Source organism: Pseudomonas sp. ARP3, assembly GCF_001029595.1.
GTDB classification, from domain to species: Bacteria; Pseudomonadota; Gammaproteobacteria; order Pseudomonadales; family Pseudomonadaceae; genus Aquipseudomonas; species Aquipseudomonas rhodesiae.
Genome location: NZ_LEKF01000001.1, coordinates 176,081 through 196,641 on the forward strand (window position 1 = coordinate 176,081; position 20,561 = coordinate 196,641).

The window sequence follows — 20,561 nt, forward strand, 5'->3', positions numbered from 1 at the left end:
TATTGTTTTAGGCGGTTTGCACGCGGGTAGTGGCCAAAGCCCTGGCCGACTCGGTCGGTCCATACACCGACGCCGGCTCCGGGAACACCCGCAACAGCGTCAGGTACACCACCGAAGCCAGCCCCAGGGTCACCGGCAGGCTGATGTCGATGCCGTCGGCCAGGTTGCCCAGCGGCCCGACGAACTGCCCCGGCAGGTTGACGAAGCACAACCCCACCAGCGCGCTGGGAATCCATGCCCCCAAACCGCGCCAGTTCCAGCCGTGGCTGAACCAGTAACGCCCGCCGGTCTCGCCGCGGGTGAACACTTGCAGGTCATCCGGGCAATAGAAGCCGCGGCGCACGATCAGGCCGATGATCATCATCACCATCCATGGCGTGGTGCAGGTGATGATCAGCACGGCGAAAGTCGACACGCTCTGCACTAGGTTGGCGGCGAAACGTCCGATAAAGATGAAGGCAATCGACATCACGCCGATCAGCAATGTCGCCCTGACCCGAGAGAGCACGCGGGGGAATACGCTGGACATGTCCAAGCCGGTGCCATACAGCGAGGTGGTGCCGGTGGACATGCCGCCGATCACCGCGATCAGGCACACCGGCAGGAAGAACCACGTCGGCGCCACCGCCAGCAGGCCGCCGACATAGTTGTTGGCCGCGATGTAATCCGGCGCCTTGACCGCCACGATGGTCGCGGTGGCCAGGCCGAACAGAAACGGAATCAGCGTGGCGATCTGCGCGGCGATCACCGCCAGCATGATGCGCAGTTTCGGCGTCTCGCGCGGGATGTAGCGCGACCAGTCCCCCAGGAACGCACCGAAGGAAATCGGGTTGCTCATGGCCACCAGTGCCGCGCCGATAAAGGCCGCCCAGAAGCCGCTCTGGCCTAAGGCCAAGCTGCCGGCGAAATGGCTGTCGAAGGTCGGTGCGAAGGCAAAGATGCCCAGTAGGAACAGTAGGCTGGCCGCCCACACGGCAATGCGATTGACCCACAGCATGAAACGAAAGCCATAGATGCACACCGTCAGCACCAGCAGGGCAAACATGCCGTAGGCCAGGCCAAGGGTCAGGTCGTTTTCCGGCAGGCCGATCAGACGTTTCGCTCCGCCGACCAGCGCATCCCCCGAACTCCACACCGACAGGGAGAAGAAGGCAATCGCCGTCAGCAATGACAGAAACGAGCCGACAATGCGCCCATGCACACCGAAGTGCGCGCCGGACGACACCGCGTTGTTGGTGCCGTTGAGCGGCCCGAACAGGCCCATGGGCGCCAGGATCAGCGCGCCCACCAGCACGCCCAGCACAATCGCCCACACACCGGCCTGGAATGACAGGCCGAACAGTACGGGGAAGGAGCCCAACACGGCGGTGGCAAAGGTATTGGCACCGCCGAAAATCAGTCGGAACAGATCCTTGGGGCTGGCGGTGCGCTCGTGGTCCGGGATCTGTTCGACCCCGTTGGTTTCTATGGTGCGAATACTTTTTTGGTTGTTTTTATTATTCATGATCAGCTCCGATCACATTGGCTAAGGGGGCGGCAGCCCTTCCGGCATAGCGGACAAATGTTCGTGACAGGCCAGCCACAGGCCTTGTTTTTGTTGTGTGCCAGACCCTTGCCGAATAAACACAATGGTCTCGCGTTCCTGGCTGGAGCAGTGCTCCCCATGCATGCGCAACTCGGTGGCCACGTCATGCATAAAAATCGCCACATCCCCGTGCAGGCTGACGTGGGCATTACTCGACGTGCAGGACAGCACCTCGAATCCTTCGTCCCTGCGCCAGCTGTCCCACAACGTCTGGTAAGCGTCGCGACTCAGCAACGGCTGGGGCAGGGTATAAAACACAAAGCTGGCATCGGCGGTGAATGCGTCGAAGTAGGCGGCGCGGTCATTGCGTGCGAACGCGGCCACCAGATCGGCGGCCGCTTGCAGCACCTCGTGCGCGCTCATCAGCGGTGCGCCACGCCAGGCAGCACGCAGAGCATTTCGTACAGCAGATTCGCGCCCAACAGGGAGGTATTTCCGGTGGTGTCGTAGGGCGGTGACACTTCCACCAGGTCGCAACCCACCAAGTCCAGGCCCTGGCAACCGCGGATGATTTCGATCGCCTGAATGGTGGTCAACCCGCCGATTTCCGGGGTGCCGGTGCCAGGTGCCCAGGCCGGGTCGATGCCGTCGATATCGAAGCTCAGGTACACCGGGCCGCCGCCGACTTTTTCCCGCACTTCGGCCATCAGAGGGGCGAGAGAGTGGTGCCAGCATTCTTCGGCCTGGACTACGCGAAAGCCCTGCTTGCGGCTCCAGTTGAAGTCTTCGGCGGTGTAGCCCTGGGCGCGCAGACCGATCTGCACCACGCGGTCGCAATCGAGCAGGCCTTCTTCCACCGCGCGGCGGAACGTGGTGCCGTGGGCGATTTTCTCGCCGAACATATGGTCGTTGACGTCGGCGTGTGCATCGATGTGCACCAGTCCGACCTTGCCGTGTTTTTTGTGGATCGCCCGCAGGATCGGCAGGGTGATGGTGTGGTCGCCGCCCAGGGTCAAGGGGATCACGTCGTGTTCGAGGATCTCGTGATACGCCTCTTCGATAATGCGCACGGCATCCAGCAGGTTGAAGGTGTTGATTGCCACGTCACCGATGTCCGCCACCGACAGCGAGTCGAACGGCGCGGCGCCGGTGGCCATGTTGTAAGGGCGGATCATTACCGATTCGGCGCGGATTTCGCGGGGCCCAAAGCGGGTGCCGGCGCGCAGTGAGGTGCCGATGTCCAAGGGCACGCCGATAAACGCGGCGTCTAGGCCCTTGGCCGTTGCCAGGTGGGGCAGGCGCATCATGGTGGCGATGCCGGCAAAGCGCGGCATTTCGTTGCCGCCCAGTGGTTGGTGAAAAATCTTGTCCACGGGAGTGCCTCATCGTTGTTTTGGTTGTTGGGGGCCGATTCTGCGAAAAGCGCGGCGCCGGACAAATCGGCTGAGGCAAATACTTAGTTCAGATTTTTCTAAACTAAAGTAGGCAGGTAGACTGCCGCTCTCAACCCTCGGAGCCGCCCATGGCCAACGCCTTGCCAGACCTGAAACTCCTGCGCATCTTCGTCAGCGTCGTGCGGCACCAGGGGTTCGCCAATGCCCAGCACGAACTCAACCTGTCGACATCGGCTATCAGCACCTATATGAGCCAGCTGGAATCGGCGCTCGGCCTGGTGCTGTGTCATCGGGGGCGCGGCGGCTTCAGCCTGACCAGCAAGGGCGAGTTGTTCCATCAGGAAACCCTGCGCTTGCTGGCCGAGCTGGAAGGCTTCGAGCAGTACGCCGCCGCGCTCAAAGGGGAATTGCGCGGTACCCTCAAGCTCGGCGTGCTGGACTCCACAGTCAGCGACAAGGCGCTGCCGTTCGCTGAAGTGATCGGCGCCTACAGCCAGGAACACCCGGCGGTGCACCTGCATCTGTCGGTCATGAGTCCCTACGAATTGCAGCTTGGCGTGCAGGACAATCGCCTGGACCTGGCGATTGGCGCCTTTTCCAATCGCATGAGCGGGTTGATCTATATGCCGCTGTACCGCGAGCAGCACTGGCTGTATTGCAGCTCGCGCCATCCGCTGTTCGGCGAGCGGCGTATTCCGGAACAGGTGATTACCCAGCAGCGCATGGTTGGACGCGGCTACTGGAGCCAGGCGGAACTGGCGCGTCATGGTTTCAAACACAGCGCGGCGACCGTGGAAAGTATGGAGGCGCAGTTGATCCTGGTGCTGTCCGGTGCCTATATCGGTTACCTGCCGGAACACTACGCCCAGGCCTGGGCCGACAAAGGCGATCTGCGGGTGTTGTTGCCCGCCACCTTTGGTTATCAGGCACCGTTTTCGATGATTATGCGCCGGGGCCGCAGCCGCGAACCGTTGATCCAGACTTTCCGCGACTTACTTAAAGCTCAGCTCAATCAGGCCTGATACCAGCATGTCCAGACCCCAATGTTCCCGTTGCCTCAGGCCCGCCGCCCATTGCTTGTGCGCGCTGATTCCCCGTCTGGATAGCCGCACTCGGGTGTTGTTGTTGCAGCATCCGAGCGAGGTCAACCATGCGCTCAATACCGCGCGCCTGGCGGCATTAGGTTTGAACAATGCGCAACTGGTGGTGGGCGAGGTGTTCGATGATCTGCCGACCTTGTTGAACCCTCCCGGCTATCAGGCACGGCTGTTGTTTCCCGCTGACGACGCCCAGCCATTGCACGCTTATGGGCCCGACGCCCAGCCGCTGTTGCTGGTGGTCCCCGACGGCACCTGGCGAAAAGCACGTAAATTGCTGCACATGAATCCGTTGTTGGCGGCGTTGCCACGGGTGTCGCTGGCCGAGGGCGGTGTGTCGCGCTATCGGCTGCGCAAGGCGCCCGGGCCGGGAGCCTTGTCGACGGTTGAAGCAATTGCGCAGGCATTGCAGGTGCTGGAGGCACCCACTTCTTTCGAGCCACTGCTCAAACCTTTTGAAGCGTTGATCGACGGTCAGATTGCGGCGATGGGTGAGGCGGTTTTTCAGAAAAATCATGGCGGCGGGCATTGGGAATAGGCGGGGGGCGTTGCAGCATGAAATGCGCTCGCATGTGGGAGGGGGGCTCGCCCCGGATAGGGCCCTCACAGCTGCCCATTTCCCTCGCTTATTCCCATAAGCCATAAGTACCGCACTTTGCGTGATATGGCCCGCCGACCTTTCCCGGTATGATGTGCGCCCCGCAGTCTGGATTGCGAATACGCCATGACCTTGCAGTACCCCACTATCGCCGATTGCGTCGGCAACACGCCCCTGGTCCGCTTGCAACGCATGGCGGGTGAAACCAGCAATACCCTGTTGCTCAAGCTCGAAGGGAACAACCCGGCCGGCTCGGTAAAAGACCGCCCGGCGCTGTCGATGATCACTCGCGCCGAGTTGCGCGGGCAGATCAAACCGGGTGACACCCTGATCGAAGCCACCTCGGGCAACACCGGGATCGCCCTGGCCATGGCCGCCGCGATCAAGGGCTACAAAATGATCCTGATCATGCCCGACAACGGCAGCGCCGAGCGCAAGGCGGCAATGACCGCCTATGGCGCCGAGTTGGTGCTGGTGACCCAGGAAGACGGCATGGAAGGTGCTCGCGACCTCGCCGAGCGTATGGCCGCCGCAGGCCGTGGCCTGGTGCTCGACCAGTTCGCCAACGGGGATAACCCTGAGGCGCACTACACCAGCACCGGCCCGGAAATCTGGCGCCAGACCCAGGGCACCATTACCCATTTCGTCAGTTCCATGGGCACCACCGGCACCATCATGGGCAACTCGCGTTACCTCAAGGAGCAGAACCCGGCGATCCAGATCGTCGGCCTGCAACCGATGGAAGGCGCGGCTATCCCCGGCATTCGCCGCTGGCCAGAGGCCTATCTGCCGAAGATCTACAACGCCTCGCGGGTCGATCGCATCATCGACATGGCCCAGCGCGAAGCCGAAGACACCACCCGCCGCCTGGCCCGTGAAGAAGGCATCTTCTGCGGCGTTTCCTCCGGCGGTGCGGTGGCCGGCATGCTGCGGCTGTCGAAAGAAGTGGAAAACGCGGTGATCGTCGCGATCATCTGTGACCGAGGCGACCGTTACCTGTCGACCGGCATTTTCGACGAACCCAACTGATGGCCAAGCACGACAGAGGCCTGCGCTTCCAACCGACGGGCGGCAGCCGGGCCCCACAGATTCCGGTGGGCAAGAAACAACGCCTGACCATCGAGCGCCTGGCCAATGACGGGCGCGGCATCGTGTTCTTCGAAGGACGCACCTGGTTCGTCAATGGCGCCCTTGCCGGTGAAGAGGTCGAAGCGCGGGTGTTGGGCACCCACGGCAAAGTGGTCGAGGCCCGCACCGAGCGGGTGTTCAGCGCCAGCGAACTGCGCCGCCCTGCACCTTGCGCGCATTTCGGCCGCTGCGGCGGCTGCAGCGTGCAGCATCTGGCGCATGACGAACAACTCGCCTTGAAACAGCGCATGCTCGCCGAGCAACTGTCCCGTGTGGCCGGTATCGAGCCGTCGGAATGGGCGGCGCCGTTGAGTGGCCCGGAATTCGGCTACCGTCGCCGCGCCCGCGTGGCCGTGCGCTGGGACGCCAAGGCCAAGACCCTTGAAGTGGGTTTTCGCGCGGTGGCCAGCCAGGACATTGTTGCCATCGATGAATGCCCGGTGCTGGTACAGGCCTTGCAGCCGATCATGCAGCGCCTGCCGAACATGCTGCGCCGCTTGAGCAAACCTCAAGCCCTGGGGCATGTGGAGTTGTTCAGCGGGTCGTCCATCGCTGTGTTGTTGCGGCATATGGCGCCGTTGTCCGAAGCGGACCTGCTGGTGTTGAAAGAATTCTGCGCGTTCCATAACGCTCAATTGTGGCTCCAGGGTGAGGGGCAACCGGCACCGGTGGAGCCCGATCTGACCCTGGGATTTGGCCTGGAAGCCTGGGATCTGGAGCTGGCGTATCGGCCAGGGGATTTTGTTCAGGTCAACGCCGGGGTCAATGAGGCGATGGTGGCCCAGGCCCTGGAATGGCTGGCGCCGCAACCCGACGAGCGGGTGCTGGATCTGTTTTGCGGTCTGGGCAACTTCGCCTTGCCATTGGCGCGCCAGGTGCGTGAAGTGGTCGCGGTAGAAGGTGTGCAGACCATGGTGGACCGGGCGGCGCTCAACGCCGTCAGCAACAATTTGCATAATGCGCGGTTTTTTCAGGCCGATTTGTCTCAGCCTTTGACTGACGCAGAATGGGCCAAGCAGGGCTTTTCTGCGGTACTCTTGGACCCACCTCGCGATGGTGCTCAGGAGGTGGTGCGCAAGCTCGCCACCCTGGGAGCCAAGCGTCTGGTGTATGTGTCCTGCAACCCGGCGACGCTGGCGCGGGACACGGTTGAGTTGGTCAAGCAAGGCTACCGGCTAAAACGTGCCGGGATCCTCGATATGTTTCCGCAGACAGCGCATGTCGAGGCCATGGCGTTATTTGAAGCGGGCTAGGATGCCCGTTTAATCCGACTGGCCTGCATTCTCCAGGGCCGTGATCCGCCAGGGAATCTGCAGGGTGAGCTTTAGTGATAAAGCAGGTTGGCGATGATTTTTGACGCATCGAAGGTGCGTCGTAGGGAAGGTAAGCAAGATGGTACAGGTGAGAGCACACCAGCCGATCAACACTGACGGCAGTATCAATCTCGAGGCATGGCTGGATCATGCGGTCAGTGTCGATCCGGCACTGGACCGTGAAGCCTTGAAGGCCGCCTGCGAGTTCGCCCGTGAGTCTGAGCAACAGGACAACGCGGCGAAGAACCTGTGGGCCGAAGGCACTTCAAGTTTTCGCACCGGCCTTGAGATCGCCGAGATCCTTGCCGATCTCAAGCTGGACCAGGATTCGCTGATCGCCGCCGTGCTCTATCGCGGCGTGCGCGAAGGGCATATTCCGTTGCCGACGGTCAGCCAGCGCTTCGGTGCGGTGGTGGCCAAACTGATCGACGGCGTGCTGCGCATGGCCGCCATCAGCGCCAGCCTCAGCCCGCGCCAGTCGATGGTGCTGGGTACCCAGGGCCAGGTCGAGAACCTGCGCAAGATGCTGGTGGCGATGGTCGACGACGTGCGCGTGGCCCTGATCAAGCTGGCCGAACGCACCTGTGCGATCCGTGCGGTCAAGAACGCCGACGACGAGAAACGCAACCGCGTCGCCCGCGAGGTCTTCGATATCTACGCGCCCCTGGCGCACCGCCTGGGTATCGGCCATATCAAGTGGGAGTTGGAAGACCTGTCCTTCCGATACCTGGAGCCCGATCAATACAAACAGATCGCCACGCTCTTGCACGAGCGCAGGCTGGATCGCGAGCGCTTCATCACCGATGTGATGAACCAACTGCGTTCCGAGCTGCAGGCCACCGGGGTCGAGGCTGACATCAGTGGCCGCGCCAAACACATCTATTCCATCTGGCGCAAAATGCAGCGCAAGGGCCTGGCTTTCAGCCAGATCTACGACGTGCGTGCGGTGCGCGTGCTGGTGCCGGAAATGCGCGACTGCTACACCGCGCTGGGTATCGTCCACACCCTGTGGCGGCACATTCCCAAGGAATTCGACGACTACATCGCCAACCCCAAGGAAAACGGCTACCGCTCGCTGCACACAGCGGTGATCGGCCCCGAGGGCAAGGTCCTGGAAGTGCAGATCCGCACCCATGCCATGCACGAAGAGGCAGAGCTGGGGGTGTGTGCGCACTGGCGCTACAAGGGCACCGACGTCAAGGCCGGCTCCAATCAGTACGAGGAGAAAATCTCCTGGCTGCGCCAAGTGTTGGAATGGCACGAAGAACTCGGCGACATCGGCGGCCTGGCCGAACAACTGCGGGTCGATATCGAACCGGACCGGGTCTACATCTTTACGCCGGACGGCCACGCCATCGACTTGCCCAAGGGTGCCACGCCGTTGGACTTCGCCTACCGCGTGCACACCGAGATCGGCCATAACTGCCGGGGCGCCAAGATCAACGGGCGCATCGTGCCGCTCAACTACAGCCTGCAGACCGGTGAACAGGTCGAGATCATCACCAGCAAACACGGCACCCCCAGCCGCGACTGGCTGAACCCGAACCTGGGTTACATCACTACATCGCGGGCGCGGGCCAAGATCGTCCATTGGTTCAAACTGCAGGCCCGCGACCAGAACGTCGCCGCCGGCAAGACCCTGATCGAACGCGAACTGGCGCGCCTGGGGCTGCCCCAGGTGGACTTCGACAAGCTGGCCGAAAAGGCCAATATGAAGATTGCCGAGGACATGTTCGCCGCCCTCGGTGCCGGCGACCTGCGCCTTGCGCAGTTGGTCAACCTGGCCCAGCAACTGGTGGAGCCGGAGCGCGGCAACGAACAACTGGAGCTGATCCCACGCAAAGCCACCGGCTACAAACCTGGCAAGCGCGGCGATATTCAGATCCAGGGCGTGGGCAACCTGATGACGCAGATGGCCGGTTGCTGCCAGCCGCTGCCGGGCGATGCCATCGTCGGCTACATCACCCAGGGTCGTGGCGTGAGCATTCACCGTCAGGACTGCGCTTCGGTGTTGCAGCTGGCCGGGCGTGAGCCGGAGCGCATCATCCAGGTCAGTTGGGGGCCGGTACCGGTGCTCACCTATCCGGTGGACATCGTCATCCGCGCCTACGACCGTTCGGGGTTGCTGCGCGACGTCTCGCAAGTGTTGCTCAACGAGCGGATCAACGTGTTGGCGGTCAACACCCGCTCGAATAAAGAGGACAACACCGCGTTGATGTCACTGACCATCGAGATTCCCGGGCTGGATGCGCTGGGGCGGTTGCTGGGGCGGATTTCCCAGTTGCCGAACATCATCGAGACGCGGCGTAATCGCACGCCATCATGAGTAGCCCGATGTACAGCCTCGAAGACCTGCTGCACTTGATGAATCGCCTGCGGGACCCGCAATACGGGTGCCCGTGGGACATCAAGCAAACCTACGCGAGCATCGTCCCGCACACACTCGAAGAAGCCTACGAGGTGGCCGATGCCATCGAGCGTGGCGACTTCGATCACTTGCAGGGCGAGCTAGGCGATTTGCTCTTTCAGGTGGTGTATTACAGCCAGCTGGCGCGGGAAGAAGGGCGCTTTGAATTTGCCGGGGTGGTCGACAGCATTACTCGCAAGCTGATTCGGCGTCACCCCCATGTGTTCCCGACCGGCGATCTGTATGCGCCGCTGGATGTCCCGCGACTCAGCGAAGAACACGTCAAGGAACGCTGGGAGCAGATAAAGGCCGAGGAGCGCGCGGAAAAATCCGACGCACCGCAGCAGCTTTCACTGCTCGACGATGTGCCCAACGCCTTGCCGTCCCTGTCCCGTGCCGCCAAGTTGCAGAAACGCGCCAGCCAGGTCGGTTTCGACTGGCCATCGGCCTTGCCGGTGGTGGACAACGTGCGCGAAGAGTTGGATGAAGTCCTCGAAGCCATGGCCGATAACGACCCGGCGGCCATTGCCGATGAAGTCGGCGACCTGCTGTTCGCGGCGGTCAACCTGGCCCGTCACCTCAAGGTCGACCCCGAAACCGCGCTGCGTGGCGCCAATGCCAAGTTCGAACGACGCTTCCGATTTATCGAACAGGCATTGCGCGAGACCCAGCGTCCCATGGAAGATTGCACCCTCGAAGAGTTGGACGCCCTATGGGGCGAAGCCAAACGTCAGGAAAAGAACGTGTCCAGCTGCGGTTGAGCAGTTGCCTAAGTGAGTAAGCACCATGAGCCTTTCCCTTCGCGACCAGTTGCTCAAAGCAGGTCTGGTCAATCAAAAGCAGGCCAAGCAGGTCGGCAAAGAGAAACAGAAGCAGCAACGTCTGGTCCACAAAGGCCAGGCCGAAGCCGATGACACCCAGGCGCGCCTGGCCCTTGAGGCCAAGGCCGAAAAGATCAAGCGCGACCAGGAACTGAACCGCCAGCAGCAGGAAAAAGCCGAGGCCAAGGCCCGTGCGGCCCAGGTCAAGCAACTGATCGAAACCTCGCGCCTGCCCAAGCTGACCACCGAGGACTACTACAACTTCGTGGATGACAAGAAGGTCAAGCGCCTGTCGGTCAACACGTTGATGCGCAACAAACTGAGCAACGGCTCCCTGGCGATCGTGCATCACGGCGGCGGTTATGAAGTGATCCCACGGGAGGCCGCGTTGAAGATCCAGGAGCGCGCACCCGAGCGCATCGTGCAGCTCAATATCCTCACCGAGAGCCAGGTGCCGGACGAGGATGATCCCTACGCGGCTTACCAGATCCCTGACGACCTGATGTGGTAAAGAGCCGGCTTGTTGTGGTGAGCGGGCTTGCCCCGCGTTGGGCTGCAAAGCAGCCCCAAAACCTGGTTGAGATTCTGTCTGACGGAATGCGTTAGCCGTGCTCAGGGCTGCTCCGCAGCCCAGCCCAGGACAAGCCTGCTCACCACAACCCTCTACACGATTTCGGGTTTCAGGCGCTTTCTGCCTGGCGTCTCATCTCGAGCATTTCAAGCTCGTTCTTATAGTTCTGAGCGTCGCTTTCGTTATGAAACATGCCGACCAGCAGGTCTTGTTGGTGTACATCCCAGATGTGAATCCCATGGCCCAACGCTTCATGGGACATATGTGCATCGTCGCGTTCAGTTACTTTTACAGTCATCTGCTTGCTCCAATCTCTGGTGGATCTGCGGCAAGTCGTCGCAGGCTTTTGTTATATGTTTTGTTAGCTTGCTAAGTAAACCGGTTTTGCCTGCAACAATTCATTGCATGAAACGCAACAGTGCTGCAGGCCCCGTAAACCGCGACATTGCGCCGCAGAGCCGTGGGCTTGATGACAAAAGTTTCATGTGAAAGGGCTTGCCCCACCCTGTGCGAGCGAGAAAAACAGGCGAAAAAAAGCCCCGCATTCGCGAGGCTTTCAGTCTTATCGATCTATCAACTGCCTTTGACCGCTTTACCGTCAACGGTGCCGTCTTGCAGCATGATGTTGTATTCCTTGCCGTCGGTCTCAACCTGGCGCAGGGCTACCAGAATGCCGCCCTGGTCCTTGGCAAACCACATCTGGGTGATGCGCTTGCTTTGCGTCGGATCACGTACCCGCTCGACCTTGATGGCGTCGATGGAGCCGACCTTGGTCTGGACCTTTTCCGGGCCGATCACGCGGAAGTCGTAGGTGTCGACATCAGTGCCTTCCACCACGTTGTAGCTCATGCTCTTTTTGCCGGCCGCGACATCGCGCTGCAAGGCCAACTGGTAGGTCGACTTATCGAGCATGCCGCTTTGCAGAGGCACATTCACGGCGTCTTTGTTTTCGAAGCCGGTGACTTTCTTGGCTGCCTGATCGAAGTCCAGGTTGATTTTCTTGGCTTTGCCCAGGCCGCCGCGTTCGAAGGTGTAGCTCTTCGGTTGCAGGCTGTCCTTGTCAAACAGGATCACGCTAGTTTCAGTCAGGCTGGCAATCATCATGGAAGCCTTGAAGTTCAAGGTCCACGTGCCGTCGCTATTCTTGGTCAGGCTGCGTTCGGCCGAACCACTCATGGGCAACTGTTTCCAGTCGGCGGTGTAGCTTACGGAGAAGGGATGAAGGTCTGCCGCTTGCACCGCAGGCAAGGCGAACAGCGCAAAAGCGAAGAGCAAGGCACGACGCATAAAATCTCCTAGGTTCGAATCAAGTGGCCGCTGGCCGCGAGTAACTGGCCGTCCAATAATGCACCCTGGTCACCGAGAATCAACCGCCCCTCGGCAAACCAGCGAACCGCCAGCGGGTAAATCCTGTGTTCCTGGGTGTGAACCCGTTGCGCAAGCGTCTGCGCCGAGTCATCCGACTCTACCGGAACCACTGCCTGTACGACCAGAGGCCCGCCATCGAGTTCCTCGGTGACGAAGTGCACGCTGCAGCCATGCTCGCGGTCACCGGCATCAATGGCACGTTGGTGCGTGTGCATGCCCTTGTATTTGGGCAGCAGGGAAGGGTGGATATTCAGCAGGCGCCCGGCGTAATGGCGCACGAAGTCAGCGCTGAGGATGCGCATGAAACCGGCCAGTACCACGAGCTTGGGATCGAAGGCGTCGATCAGTTCCACCAGGGCGCGATCAAAAGCCTCGCGGCCGTCGAACGCCTTGTGATCCAGGGAGCGGGTTTCGATTCCCGCGTCCCTGGCGCGTTGCAGCCCATAGGCGTCGCTACGGTTGGAGATCACCGCAGCGATGCGCACCGGGCTGTCGCCGGTGCGCGTGCTGTCGATCAGGGCCTGCAAGTTACTGCCGGTGCCGGAGAGCAGCACCACGACATCACAGGTTGCCGGCATCAGTGCGCCTTAAGGTTCTTCAGTTCAACCTGGGCCGCGCCTTCCGGAGCAGTGGCGATCTGGCCGATGACCCAAGGCTGCTCGCCGGCTTCGCGCAATACGTTCAGCGCGGTTTCCACATGTTCCTGCGCTACGCAGATGACCATGCCCACGCCGCAGTTCAGCACACGGTGCATTTCGGTTTCGTTGACGTTGCCTTTTTCCTGCAACCAATCGAACACCGCAGGACGCTGCCAGCTGGCGACGTCGACAATAGCCTGAGCGCCTTTTGGCAGGACGCGCGGGATGTTGTCCAGCAGGCCGCCACCGGTGATGTGGGCCATGGCCTTCACGGCGCCGGTGTCCTTGATCAGCTTGAGCAACGGCTTGACGTAGATGCGGGTCGGCGCCATCAGCAGGTCGGTCAGTGGCTTGCCGTCGAGCTGGGTGTTTTCGATGTCGGCACCCGACACTTCGATGATCTTGCGGATCAGCGAGTAGCCGTTGGAGTGCGGACCGGAGGATGGCAGGGCGAGCAGGGCGTCACCAGCGGCCACTTTGGAGCCGTCGATGATTTCGGCTTTTTCTACAACGCCGACGCAGAAACCGGCCAGGTCGTAGTCTTCGCCTTCGTACATGCCAGGCATTTCAGCGGTTTCGCCGCCTACCAGGGAGCAACCCGACAGTTCGCAGCCAGCGCCGATACCGGTGACCACTTGTGCGGCGGTGTCCACGTTCAGCTTGCCGGTGGCGTAGTAGTCGAGGAAGAACAGCGGCTCGGCGCCACATACCACCAGGTCGTTGACGCACATGGCCACCAGGTCGATGCCGATGCTGTCGTGCTTGTTCAGGTTCAGGGCCAGGCGCAGCTTGGTGCCCACGCCGTCGGTGCCGGACACCAGGACTGGCTGCTTGTAGCCGGCCGGGATCTCGCAGAGGGCGCCAAAACCGCCCAGGCCGCCCATGACTTCGGGGCGCGCAGTGCGCTTGGCGACGCTCTTGATGCGTTCGACCAATGCTTCACCGGCGTCGATGTCTACACCGGCGTCCTTGTAGCTCAGGGAGGGTTGCTTGCTCATGATCCAGGCCTTTAGGGGGGATTTCTGGGTAACGACCGAGCGGGCGGGGGCTTTTGTAAAGAGGCCCAGCCGTTGACGGTCTGCGAAGGCGCGCGATTTTATCAGGCTTGAGGGGCAGCGGCCATCCTCGGGCCGACGGGCAGGGCCATATCGGCTAAAAAAGGCGATTAAAAAAATGCTAATCGACTCGGCTTCAGCGCCTATTAAGGTATAGCCTTGAACCCGCTAGTACTGTGACAGTACGAAAACTTACCGAGACCCCGTGAATGTTTTACCGGTCGCCGTGGTCCCAGCCCAGGCGAAACCGAGTTCGCGCGGTCTGTTCCAGCCGCTAAATCTGTCGTTCGGGAATCTTTCATGCGTCTGTGTAATGTGTTTTTTGTGGGCTGTTTGTCGTTGGTCAGCCTGGCGAGTCATGCCGAAACCCTCAACGGCCTTTATCAAGTACTTGAGCCGGTCAGCAGCCAGTCGCCCCAGGAGCGCGACCAAGCCACCCAGCGCGCGGTGCAGACCCTGGTGATCCGCCTGACTGGCGATGCCAAAGCCGCCGAAGGTCCGGGCCTGGCGGCGGTACGCAAAGATCCGCAGCAGATCATCAGCCAGTACGGCTACGACGCCGGCCCGCCGGAAAGCCTGCAAGTGGATTTCGACCCGGTGAGCACCGATCGCGCATTGCGTGACGCCGGGTTGTCTATCTGGGGCAGTAATCGGCCCTCGATCCTGGGCTGGTGGCTGAATGATTCCACCGAGGGCAGCAGCCTGGTGGGCGACGGCCAGTCCGCCGCCCAAGCGCTGCGTCGTGCGGCGCAACACCGTGGCTTGCCGCTGCGTCTGCCATTGGGCGATCTGGAAGAGCAAGTAGTGGCCACCGCGCCGAACCTGGAGAGCGCCGATGCCACGCCGCTGCGGGCTGCGTCCGAACGCTACGGTGCCGATGCGTTGCTGGCGGTGCATGCGCGTCAAGAAGGTAATCAGTGGCAGGCCAAATGGCGCCTGTGGTTGGGCGACAAGGCTGATCAAGGCACCGCCGAGGGCGCAGACACCGCAGCGCTGGCGGATGCGGTGATGTTGGCCGTCAGCCAGAAGCTGGCGCCGCGTTTTGCGGTCAAGCCGGGCGTCAGCACCGAGCAGTTGCTGGAAGTGCAGGGCATGAATCTGGAGCGCTACGCAACGCTTGGGCATCTGCTTGAGCCGTTTGGCGGTCAACCGCTGCTGGTCGATGGCGACCGCATTGTGTATCGCGTGAACGGCAGCGCCGAGCAATTGCGTACCCAGTTGAGCCTGGCCAAGTTGCAGGAGGTTCCAGCGGCTGAAGCCCAGCCAGTGACCGACGGAACGCCACCGGCCGCTGCCCCCGAACCCCAGGCGCAACTGCGTTTTCGCTGGTAAACGTTCTTCCTTATATAGATAGAAGCAAACAGATGGAGTGGTTTATGGCGGATACGCGTCGTTGGGTGTGGCTTGGCGGGATTGTCCTGCTGTGCGTTTTTGTGTTCTTGCTGCATTCGATCCTGACGCCGTTCCTGGTTGCGTTACTGTTGGCCTACCTATTCGATCCCGTGGTGGATCGTCTGGAAAAAGCCGGCCTTTCGCGAACCTTGGGCGTGGTAACGGTGTTCGCGCTGTTCACCTTGATCGTCACGGCCCTGGTCCTGGTGCTGGTGCCGATGCTGGTCAAGCAGCTGTATCGATTGTATGAGCTGGCGCCGCAAATGCTCGACTGGCTGCAGCACACGGCGATGCCGTGGGCTCAATCCAAGCTGGGGCTGTCGGATGGCTTCTGGAAGTTCGACAAAGTTAAGGCGGCCATCAGTGAGCACATGGGCCAGACCACCGATATCGTCGGTGTGGTGCTTAGCCAGGCCACCGCTTCCGGGCTCGCGCTGATCGGTTGGTTGACCAACTTGGTGCTGATCCCGGTGGTGGCGTTTTACCTGCTTCGCGACTGGGACATCATGATGGCCAAGATCCGCAGCCTGCTGCCGCGTGACCGCGAAGAGCGCATTGTGTCCCTGGCCGAAGAGTGCCATGAAGTGCTGGGCGCATTCGTGCGTGGTCAGTTGCTGGTGATGCTCGCCTTGGGCGTTATCTATGCCGCCGGGTTGATGGCCATCGGCCTGGAGCTGGGCCTGTTGATCGGGCTGATTGCCGGTTTGGCTGCGATCGTGCCGTACATGGGGTTTGTGATCGGGATCGGCGCGGCGTTGGTGGCGGGTCTGTTTCAGTTCGGCGGCGATCTTTACCCGATGCTGGGTATCGTTGCAGTGTTTATGGTCGGCCAGGCGCTGGAAGGCATGGTGCTCACGCCGCTGTTGGTGGGGGATCGCATCGGTCTGCACCCGGTGGCCGTGATCTTTGCGATCCTGGCGGGCGGGGAGTTGTTCGGTTTTACCGGCATCCTGCTGGCCCTACCGGTGGCTGCGGTGATCATGGTGCTGGTGCGCCATGTGCATGATCTGTACAAGGATTCGGATGTGTACACAGGGGTCGAAGACCCCGACCTGTAATCGCAGTGTCACAAGCCCGGCGCAACGCCGGGTTTGTTGTTTATTCAGGCGTGGCGTCAAACAATTCGCGTAAAACCAACAAGTTAACGCAAACCTTTGATTTTGCTTGAGGTCTGCTGCATTGTGCGCCCGACGTCACGGGTATAAACTTCGCAAACTTTTCACAGAGGCCACTAACGGTTCGATGGGAGCCGTTCAGTCAGCATGAAACCGATTCAGCTGCCCTTGGGTGTGCGTCTGCGTGACGACGCCACCTTCATCAATTACTACCCAGGCGCCAACGCCGCTGCACTCGGCTATGTCGAGCGGCTCTGCGAAGCCGACGCCGGGTGGACTGAAAGCCTGATCTATCTGTGGGGCAAGCATGGCGTGGGGCGTACCCACCTGTTGCAGGCCGCGTGTCTGCGCTTCGAGCAGATGGGCGAACCGGCGGTGTACCTGCCGTTGGCTGAGTTGATGGATCGCGGCGTCGGCATTTTCGACCACCTTGAGCAATACGAGCTGGTCTGCCTCGACGACCTGCAGGCCATAGCTGGCAAAGCTGACTGGGAAGAAGCGCTGTTCCATCTGTTCAACCGCCTGCGTGACAGTGGCCGACGCCTGTTGATTGCGGCCTCCACCTCGCCGCGGGAATTGCCGGTCAAGCTGGCGGACCTTAAATCGCGCCTGACCCTGGCGTTGATCTTCCAGATGCGCCCCTTGTCCGACGAGGACAAATTGCGCGCCCTTCAGTTACGAGCCTCGCGGCGCGGCCTGCATCTCACCGATGAGGTCGGGCATTTCATCCTGACCCGTGGCACTCGCAGCATGAGCGCATTGTTCGATCTGCTTGAACAGCTCGATCAAGCTTCCTTGCAGGCGCAAAGAAAATTGACGATCCCTTTTCTCAAAGAGACATTGGGCTGGTAACGCCTTGATTTTCAATGTTTCGGCACTTTTCAGGCGCCAGAAAACCTGCGTATGAGCCCGGCGAGCTACGCATTTTTGTCGATAAATGGAATTACGGCTTAGATGTCAGGGTCGAATCGGGAAGTCACAAAAGGCACGATTGAATTTGCAAATCGATGTGATAGAGGGCATAGTCGCGGCTTCTAAATCTATCAGCCACGGTCGTGCCCATGCTAAATCGCTTCGCACCCCTCGTGCCTCTCGCACTCGTCACCCTGTTGTTTGGTTGCGCGTCCCACCCTCAACAGGTGGCAGAACAGCAAAAACCACAGGTTCAAAACCAGGCAAAATTCGTCGCGGCGCAATCTTCCACTGTTTATGAGGAAGAAGTGGCGACCGAAAAAGAGCTGGCCGACTTTTCCGGCAGCAAGCCTTATCAACTCCCAGTTCTGGCCGACAGCATTCTTGAGCGCGGCATGTCCCTGATCGGTACCCGTTACCGTTTCGGCGGTACCTCCGAAGCCGGTTTCGATTGCAGCGGCTTTATCGGTTATCTGTTCCGTGAAGAGGCCGGCATGAACCTGCCGCGTTCGACGCGCGAAATGATCAACGTTAATGCACCGCTGGTCGCGCGCAACAACCTCAAGCCCGGCGATCTGCTTTTCTTCAGTACCAGTGGTCGTGGGCGCGTCAGCCACGCCGGTATCTATTTGGGCGATAACCAGTTTATCCACTCCAGCAGCCGTCGCAGCGGCGGTGTTCGAGTCGACAATCTGGGCGACAGCTACTGGAGCAAAACCTTCATCGAAGCCAAGCGTGCCTTGGCGATGGCTCCGACTACCGTTACCGCCAGCAAGTAAAGTTAAAGTGATACTTGAAGTTTGACGTGTAAGCGCTAGAATCCCTGGACATTGTTGTAATCGGTACGCGCGAGCTTTGCTTGCGCGTTCTGGTTTTCAGCGTTCGGCAGCGAAAGCCGCATCCAGACCAGGATTGTTCTGCACATGTCGACCTCGGCCCGCCTGATTCTTATCCTCTGCGCCGCGCTTATCAGCGCCTGCGCCAGCCGGCCACCGCCCGCGCCCGTCGCGGTCAAGCCCAAGCCGGTGTTCAACTATTCCACGCAAAGTTTCTCGCCTGCCGCCGAAGACGTGCTGTTTCGCGCGCTCGGCCTGGTCGGCACGCCTTATCGCTGGGGCGGCAACACCCCGGACTCTGGGTTTGATTGCAGTGGCCTGATCGGGTTTGTGTTCCGCGATGCCGCCGGCATCTCGTTGCCGCGCACCACCCGAGAGCTGATCGTGATGCGTGCCCAAGATGTGAGCGAGCAGAACCTGCAGACCGGCGACCTGCTGTTCTTCGCCACCGGCGGCGGCTCCCAAGTCAGTCACGCCGGTATCTATGTGGGTGAAGGCCGCTTCGTACACGCACCGCAAACCGGCGGTACGGTGAAACTGGACACCTTATCCAAAGCCTATTGGCAGAATGCCTACCTGAGCGCCAAACGCGTGTTGCCGGCTGAGCATTTGGCACGCAATCCTTAATCCAATGTGGGAGGGAGCAGTTCCCTCCCACATGGTTTTTGCGGTGTTTATTTAGCGGCCGACACCCGCCACACCTTGTTCCCCACATCATCGGCCACCAGCAAATCGCCTTGCTGATCAATCACCACGCCCACCGGCCGGCCCATGGCTTTTTCATCTTGATCGAGGAATCCGGTAAGTACATCCACAGGTTGCCCTTTCGGCTGGCCACCCTCGAACGGTACGAAGATCACTTTGTAGCCACTGTGTGGCTTGCGGTTCCACGAGCCGTGCTGGCCGATAAACGCGCCGTTGCTGAAGGCGGGTGGCAATTTGCTCCCTTGCGCAAACGTCAGGCCCAGTGAAGCGGTATGTGGCCCCACTGCATAGTCCGGGGCAATGGCTTTGGCCACCAAGTCCGGATTCTGTGGCGTGACGCGTTCATCCACGTGCTGGCCGTAGTAGCTGAAGGGCCACCCGTAGAAAGCGCCGTCTTTGACCGACGTGATGTAATCCGGCACCAAATCGCTGCCGATCTCGTCGCGTTCGTTCACTGCGGTCCACAGTTTGCCGCTCTGGGGTTCCCAGGCCATACCGTTGGGGTTGCGCAAGCCTGAGGCGAAGATGCGGTGCTGGCCGCTGGCGCGGTCCACTTCCCAGATCGCAGCGCGGCCTTGTTCGGCCTCCAGGCCATTTTCACCGACGTTGCTGTTGGAGCCGACGCTCACGTACAGCTTGCTGCCGTCCGGGCTGGCGATCACGTTTTTGGTCCAGTGGTGGTTCAGCGGTCCGCCCGGCAGCTCGACCACCGTGGTGCCTGCGGTCTTGATTGCAGTGGCGCCCGGTTGATAGGCAAAGCGCAGCAGTTTGTCCGAATCGGCGACATAGAGGTCGTTGCCCACCAGTGTCATACCGAACGGCGAGTTGAGATTTTCCAGGAACACCGTGCGGGTTTCCGCCACACCGTCGTGGTCGGCATCGCGCAACAGGGTGATGCGGTTCGGGCTGGGTACGCCGGCGCCAGCGCGGTCCATGACCTTTTCCATTACCCAACCACGAATGCCTTTGGCGTCATCCGGCTTGGGCGGCGCGTTGGTTTCCGCCACCAGCACGTCGCCATTGGGTAAAACGTACAGCCAGCGCGGGTGATCCAGGCCTTCGGCAAAAGCGCTCACCTGCAAGCCTGGTGCTGCCGTGGGCTTGGCGCCGTCGGGCCAGCCGATGGCCGGGGCGATGTTGACGGTGGGGATCAGGGTCTTGTTCGGTTGCGGTAAGCGCGGCGATGGCCCCGTGCCGTCGCTGATCTGCAAAGTGGAGCTTTCACCGCAGGCGGTGAGGCTGCCGGCGAGCATGATCAGTAAGGCGAGTCTGGTTTTATGCATGGTGTTCTCCTTGATACCTGTAGGGATAGAGGAGGGCGCGGGTGCGATGGTTCAAGAACAAGGCCGGCTTTAATTGACGCTCCACCCCCAACCCACTAACCTTCGCGGCTTGTTTCAGGTGCTCTGTGACCCACGGGTCGACGGAGTGAAACAGGGAAGCCGGTGAGTGAGCGCACTTGTACACAGTGTGGCCGCGATCCCGGCGCTGCCCCCGCAACGGTAAATGAGTCAAGACGCTGCCTTTGGCCACTGTATCCCAGCGATACGGGAAGGCGCAGCGTCGGTCTGTTCCTGGTTCGCCGGGAGCGGTCCACTTATGAGCCCGGAGACCGGCCTGGATCATTCAACAGCATCACGGTGGGCGATGCTTGGCTGTCTGATTGTGTTTTTTCCTGCCCGCCGT

Annotated in this window: 20 protein-coding genes and 1 riboswitch; of the genes, 12 read left to right on the plus strand and 8 right to left on the minus strand. The window is 60.9% G+C overall.

The features are described from left to right. Nucleotides 1-7 precede the first annotated feature (7 nt). Genes ABX75_RS00795 through speB form a run of 3 tightly spaced genes read right to left on the minus strand, consistent with a single transcriptional unit; the run spans nucleotide 8 to nucleotide 2,898 of the window. Entirely contained in the window at nucleotides 8-1,504 is a 1,497-nt protein-coding gene (locus ABX75_RS00795) for a cytosine permease (RefSeq protein ID WP_034099615.1), read from the minus strand. Between the two features lie 21 nt (nucleotides 1,505-1,525). Continuing rightward, entirely contained in the window at nucleotides 1,526-1,948 is a 423-nt protein-coding gene (locus ABX75_RS00800) for a nuclear transport factor 2 family protein (protein WP_034138898.1), read from the minus strand. Continuing rightward, nucleotides 1,948-2,898, minus strand: coding sequence for an agmatinase (gene speB, locus ABX75_RS00805; protein WP_047881301.1), 951 nt, complete (start codon nucleotides 2,896-2,898; stop codon nucleotides 1,948-1,950). Before speB ends, ABX75_RS00800 begins: the two co-directional genes overlap by 1 nt. Nucleotides 2,899-3,047: 149 nt before the next feature. Between speB and ABX75_RS00810 the strand changes: the two genes are divergently transcribed. The 7 genes from ABX75_RS00810 to ABX75_RS00840 all read left to right on the plus strand — a co-directional run bounded on the left by ABX75_RS00810 (nucleotide 3,048) and on the right by ABX75_RS00840 (nucleotide 10,794). Next, nucleotides 3,048-3,941, plus strand: coding sequence for a LysR family transcriptional regulator (locus ABX75_RS00810; RefSeq protein WP_034099609.1), 894 nt, complete (start codon nucleotides 3,048-3,050; stop codon nucleotides 3,939-3,941). Between the two features lie 7 nt (nucleotides 3,942-3,948). Continuing rightward, nucleotides 3,949-4,554, plus strand: coding sequence for a tRNA-uridine aminocarboxypropyltransferase (locus ABX75_RS00815; RefSeq protein WP_047881302.1), 606 nt, complete (start codon nucleotides 3,949-3,951; stop codon nucleotides 4,552-4,554). A 186-nt stretch (nucleotides 4,555-4,740) separates the two neighbouring features. Beyond that, the gene (gene cysM / locus ABX75_RS00820; protein WP_034114771.1) at nucleotides 4,741-5,643 is read left to right on the plus strand and encodes a cysteine synthase CysM; all 903 of its coding nucleotides are present in this window, start codon (nucleotides 4,741-4,743) and stop codon (nucleotides 5,641-5,643) included. Then, nucleotides 5,643-6,995: a 23S rRNA (uracil(1939)-C(5))-methyltransferase RlmD gene (gene rlmD, locus ABX75_RS00825; RefSeq protein WP_047881303.1), complete on the plus strand. Its 1,353-nt coding sequence runs from the start codon at nucleotides 5,643-5,645 to the stop codon at nucleotides 6,993-6,995. The genes cysM and rlmD overlap by 1 nt, the downstream gene beginning before the upstream one ends. 139 nt (nucleotides 6,996-7,134) lie before the next feature. Continuing rightward, nucleotides 7,135-9,381 (plus strand): GTP diphosphokinase, encoded by a 2,247-nt coding sequence (gene relA / locus ABX75_RS00830; protein ID WP_034114769.1) that lies wholly within the window; start codon nucleotides 7,135-7,137, stop codon nucleotides 9,379-9,381. An 8-nt stretch (nucleotides 9,382-9,389) separates the two neighbouring features. Continuing rightward, nucleotides 9,390-10,223, plus strand: a complete 834-nt coding sequence (gene mazG / locus ABX75_RS00835; protein WP_047881304.1) for a nucleoside triphosphate pyrophosphohydrolase — start codon at nucleotides 9,390-9,392, stop codon at nucleotides 10,221-10,223. Nucleotides 10,224-10,248: 25 nt separating this feature from the next. Further along, nucleotides 10,249-10,794, plus strand: coding sequence for a DUF2058 domain-containing protein (locus tag ABX75_RS00840; RefSeq protein ID WP_034099601.1), 546 nt, complete (start codon nucleotides 10,249-10,251; stop codon nucleotides 10,792-10,794). A gap of 169 nt (nucleotides 10,795-10,963) precedes the next feature. Here ABX75_RS00840 and ABX75_RS00845 read toward each other — a convergent pair whose 3' ends face one another. From ABX75_RS00845 to purM, 4 genes are all read right to left on the minus strand, one after another. Further along, the gene (locus ABX75_RS00845) at nucleotides 10,964-11,152 is read right to left on the minus strand and encodes a hypothetical protein (RefSeq protein ID WP_034099600.1); all 189 of its coding nucleotides are present in this window, start codon (nucleotides 11,150-11,152) and stop codon (nucleotides 10,964-10,966) included. Nucleotides 11,153-11,427: 275 nt separating this feature from the next. After that, the gene (locus tag ABX75_RS00850; RefSeq protein ID WP_034099599.1) at nucleotides 11,428-12,141 is read right to left on the minus strand and encodes a DUF3108 domain-containing protein; all 714 of its coding nucleotides are present in this window, start codon (nucleotides 12,139-12,141) and stop codon (nucleotides 11,428-11,430) included. A gap of 8 nt (nucleotides 12,142-12,149) precedes the next feature. After that, nucleotides 12,150-12,800 (minus strand): phosphoribosylglycinamide formyltransferase, encoded by a 651-nt coding sequence (gene purN / locus ABX75_RS00855; RefSeq protein ID WP_034099598.1) that lies wholly within the window; start codon nucleotides 12,798-12,800, stop codon nucleotides 12,150-12,152. Beyond that, nucleotides 12,800-13,858, minus strand: a complete 1,059-nt coding sequence (purM, locus tag ABX75_RS00860) for a phosphoribosylformylglycinamidine cyclo-ligase (RefSeq protein ID WP_034099596.1) — start codon at nucleotides 13,856-13,858, stop codon at nucleotides 12,800-12,802. The genes purN and purM overlap by 1 nt, the downstream gene beginning before the upstream one ends. A 357-nt stretch (nucleotides 13,859-14,215) precedes the next feature. Here purM and ABX75_RS00865 point away from each other — a divergent pair, with 357 nt between their 5' ends. The 5 genes from ABX75_RS00865 (at nucleotide 14,216) to ABX75_RS00885 (ending at nucleotide 18,797) form a co-directional block, all read left to right on the plus strand. Further along, on the plus strand, nucleotides 14,216-15,247 hold the full coding sequence (locus ABX75_RS00865) for a DUF2066 domain-containing protein (RefSeq protein WP_034099594.1): 1,032 nt from the start codon (nucleotides 14,216-14,218) through the stop codon (nucleotides 15,245-15,247). 44 nt (nucleotides 15,248-15,291) lie between these two features. After that, nucleotides 15,292-16,365 carry an AI-2E family transporter gene (locus ABX75_RS00870; protein WP_034099592.1) on the plus strand — a complete coding sequence of 358 codons (1,074 nt, stop codon included), beginning with the start codon at nucleotides 15,292-15,294 and terminating at the stop codon, nucleotides 16,363-16,365. Nucleotides 16,366-16,569: 204 nt separating this feature from the next. Continuing rightward, on the plus strand, nucleotides 16,570-17,274 hold the full coding sequence (gene hda, locus ABX75_RS00875) for a DnaA regulatory inactivator Hda (RefSeq protein ID WP_034099591.1): 705 nt from the start codon (nucleotides 16,570-16,572) through the stop codon (nucleotides 17,272-17,274). Between the two features lie 209 nt (nucleotides 17,275-17,483). Further along, on the plus strand, nucleotides 17,484-18,113 hold the full coding sequence (locus ABX75_RS00880; RefSeq protein WP_034099590.1) for a C40 family peptidase: 630 nt from the start codon (nucleotides 17,484-17,486) through the stop codon (nucleotides 18,111-18,113). Between the two features lie 144 nt (nucleotides 18,114-18,257). Next, on the plus strand, nucleotides 18,258-18,797 hold the full coding sequence (locus ABX75_RS00885) for a C40 family peptidase (RefSeq protein WP_034099589.1): 540 nt from the start codon (nucleotides 18,258-18,260) through the stop codon (nucleotides 18,795-18,797). A 47-nt stretch (nucleotides 18,798-18,844) separates the two neighbouring features. Here the strand turns inward: ABX75_RS00885 and ABX75_RS00890 are convergent, their stop codons facing one another. After that, nucleotides 18,845-20,158 (minus strand): sorbosone dehydrogenase family protein, encoded by a 1,314-nt coding sequence (locus ABX75_RS00890; RefSeq protein WP_034099588.1) that lies wholly within the window; start codon nucleotides 20,156-20,158, stop codon nucleotides 18,845-18,847. Between the two features lie 99 nt (nucleotides 20,159-20,257). Then, nucleotides 20,258-20,511: riboswitch (cobalamin riboswitch) on the plus strand. Nucleotides 20,512-20,561 lie beyond the last annotated feature (50 nt).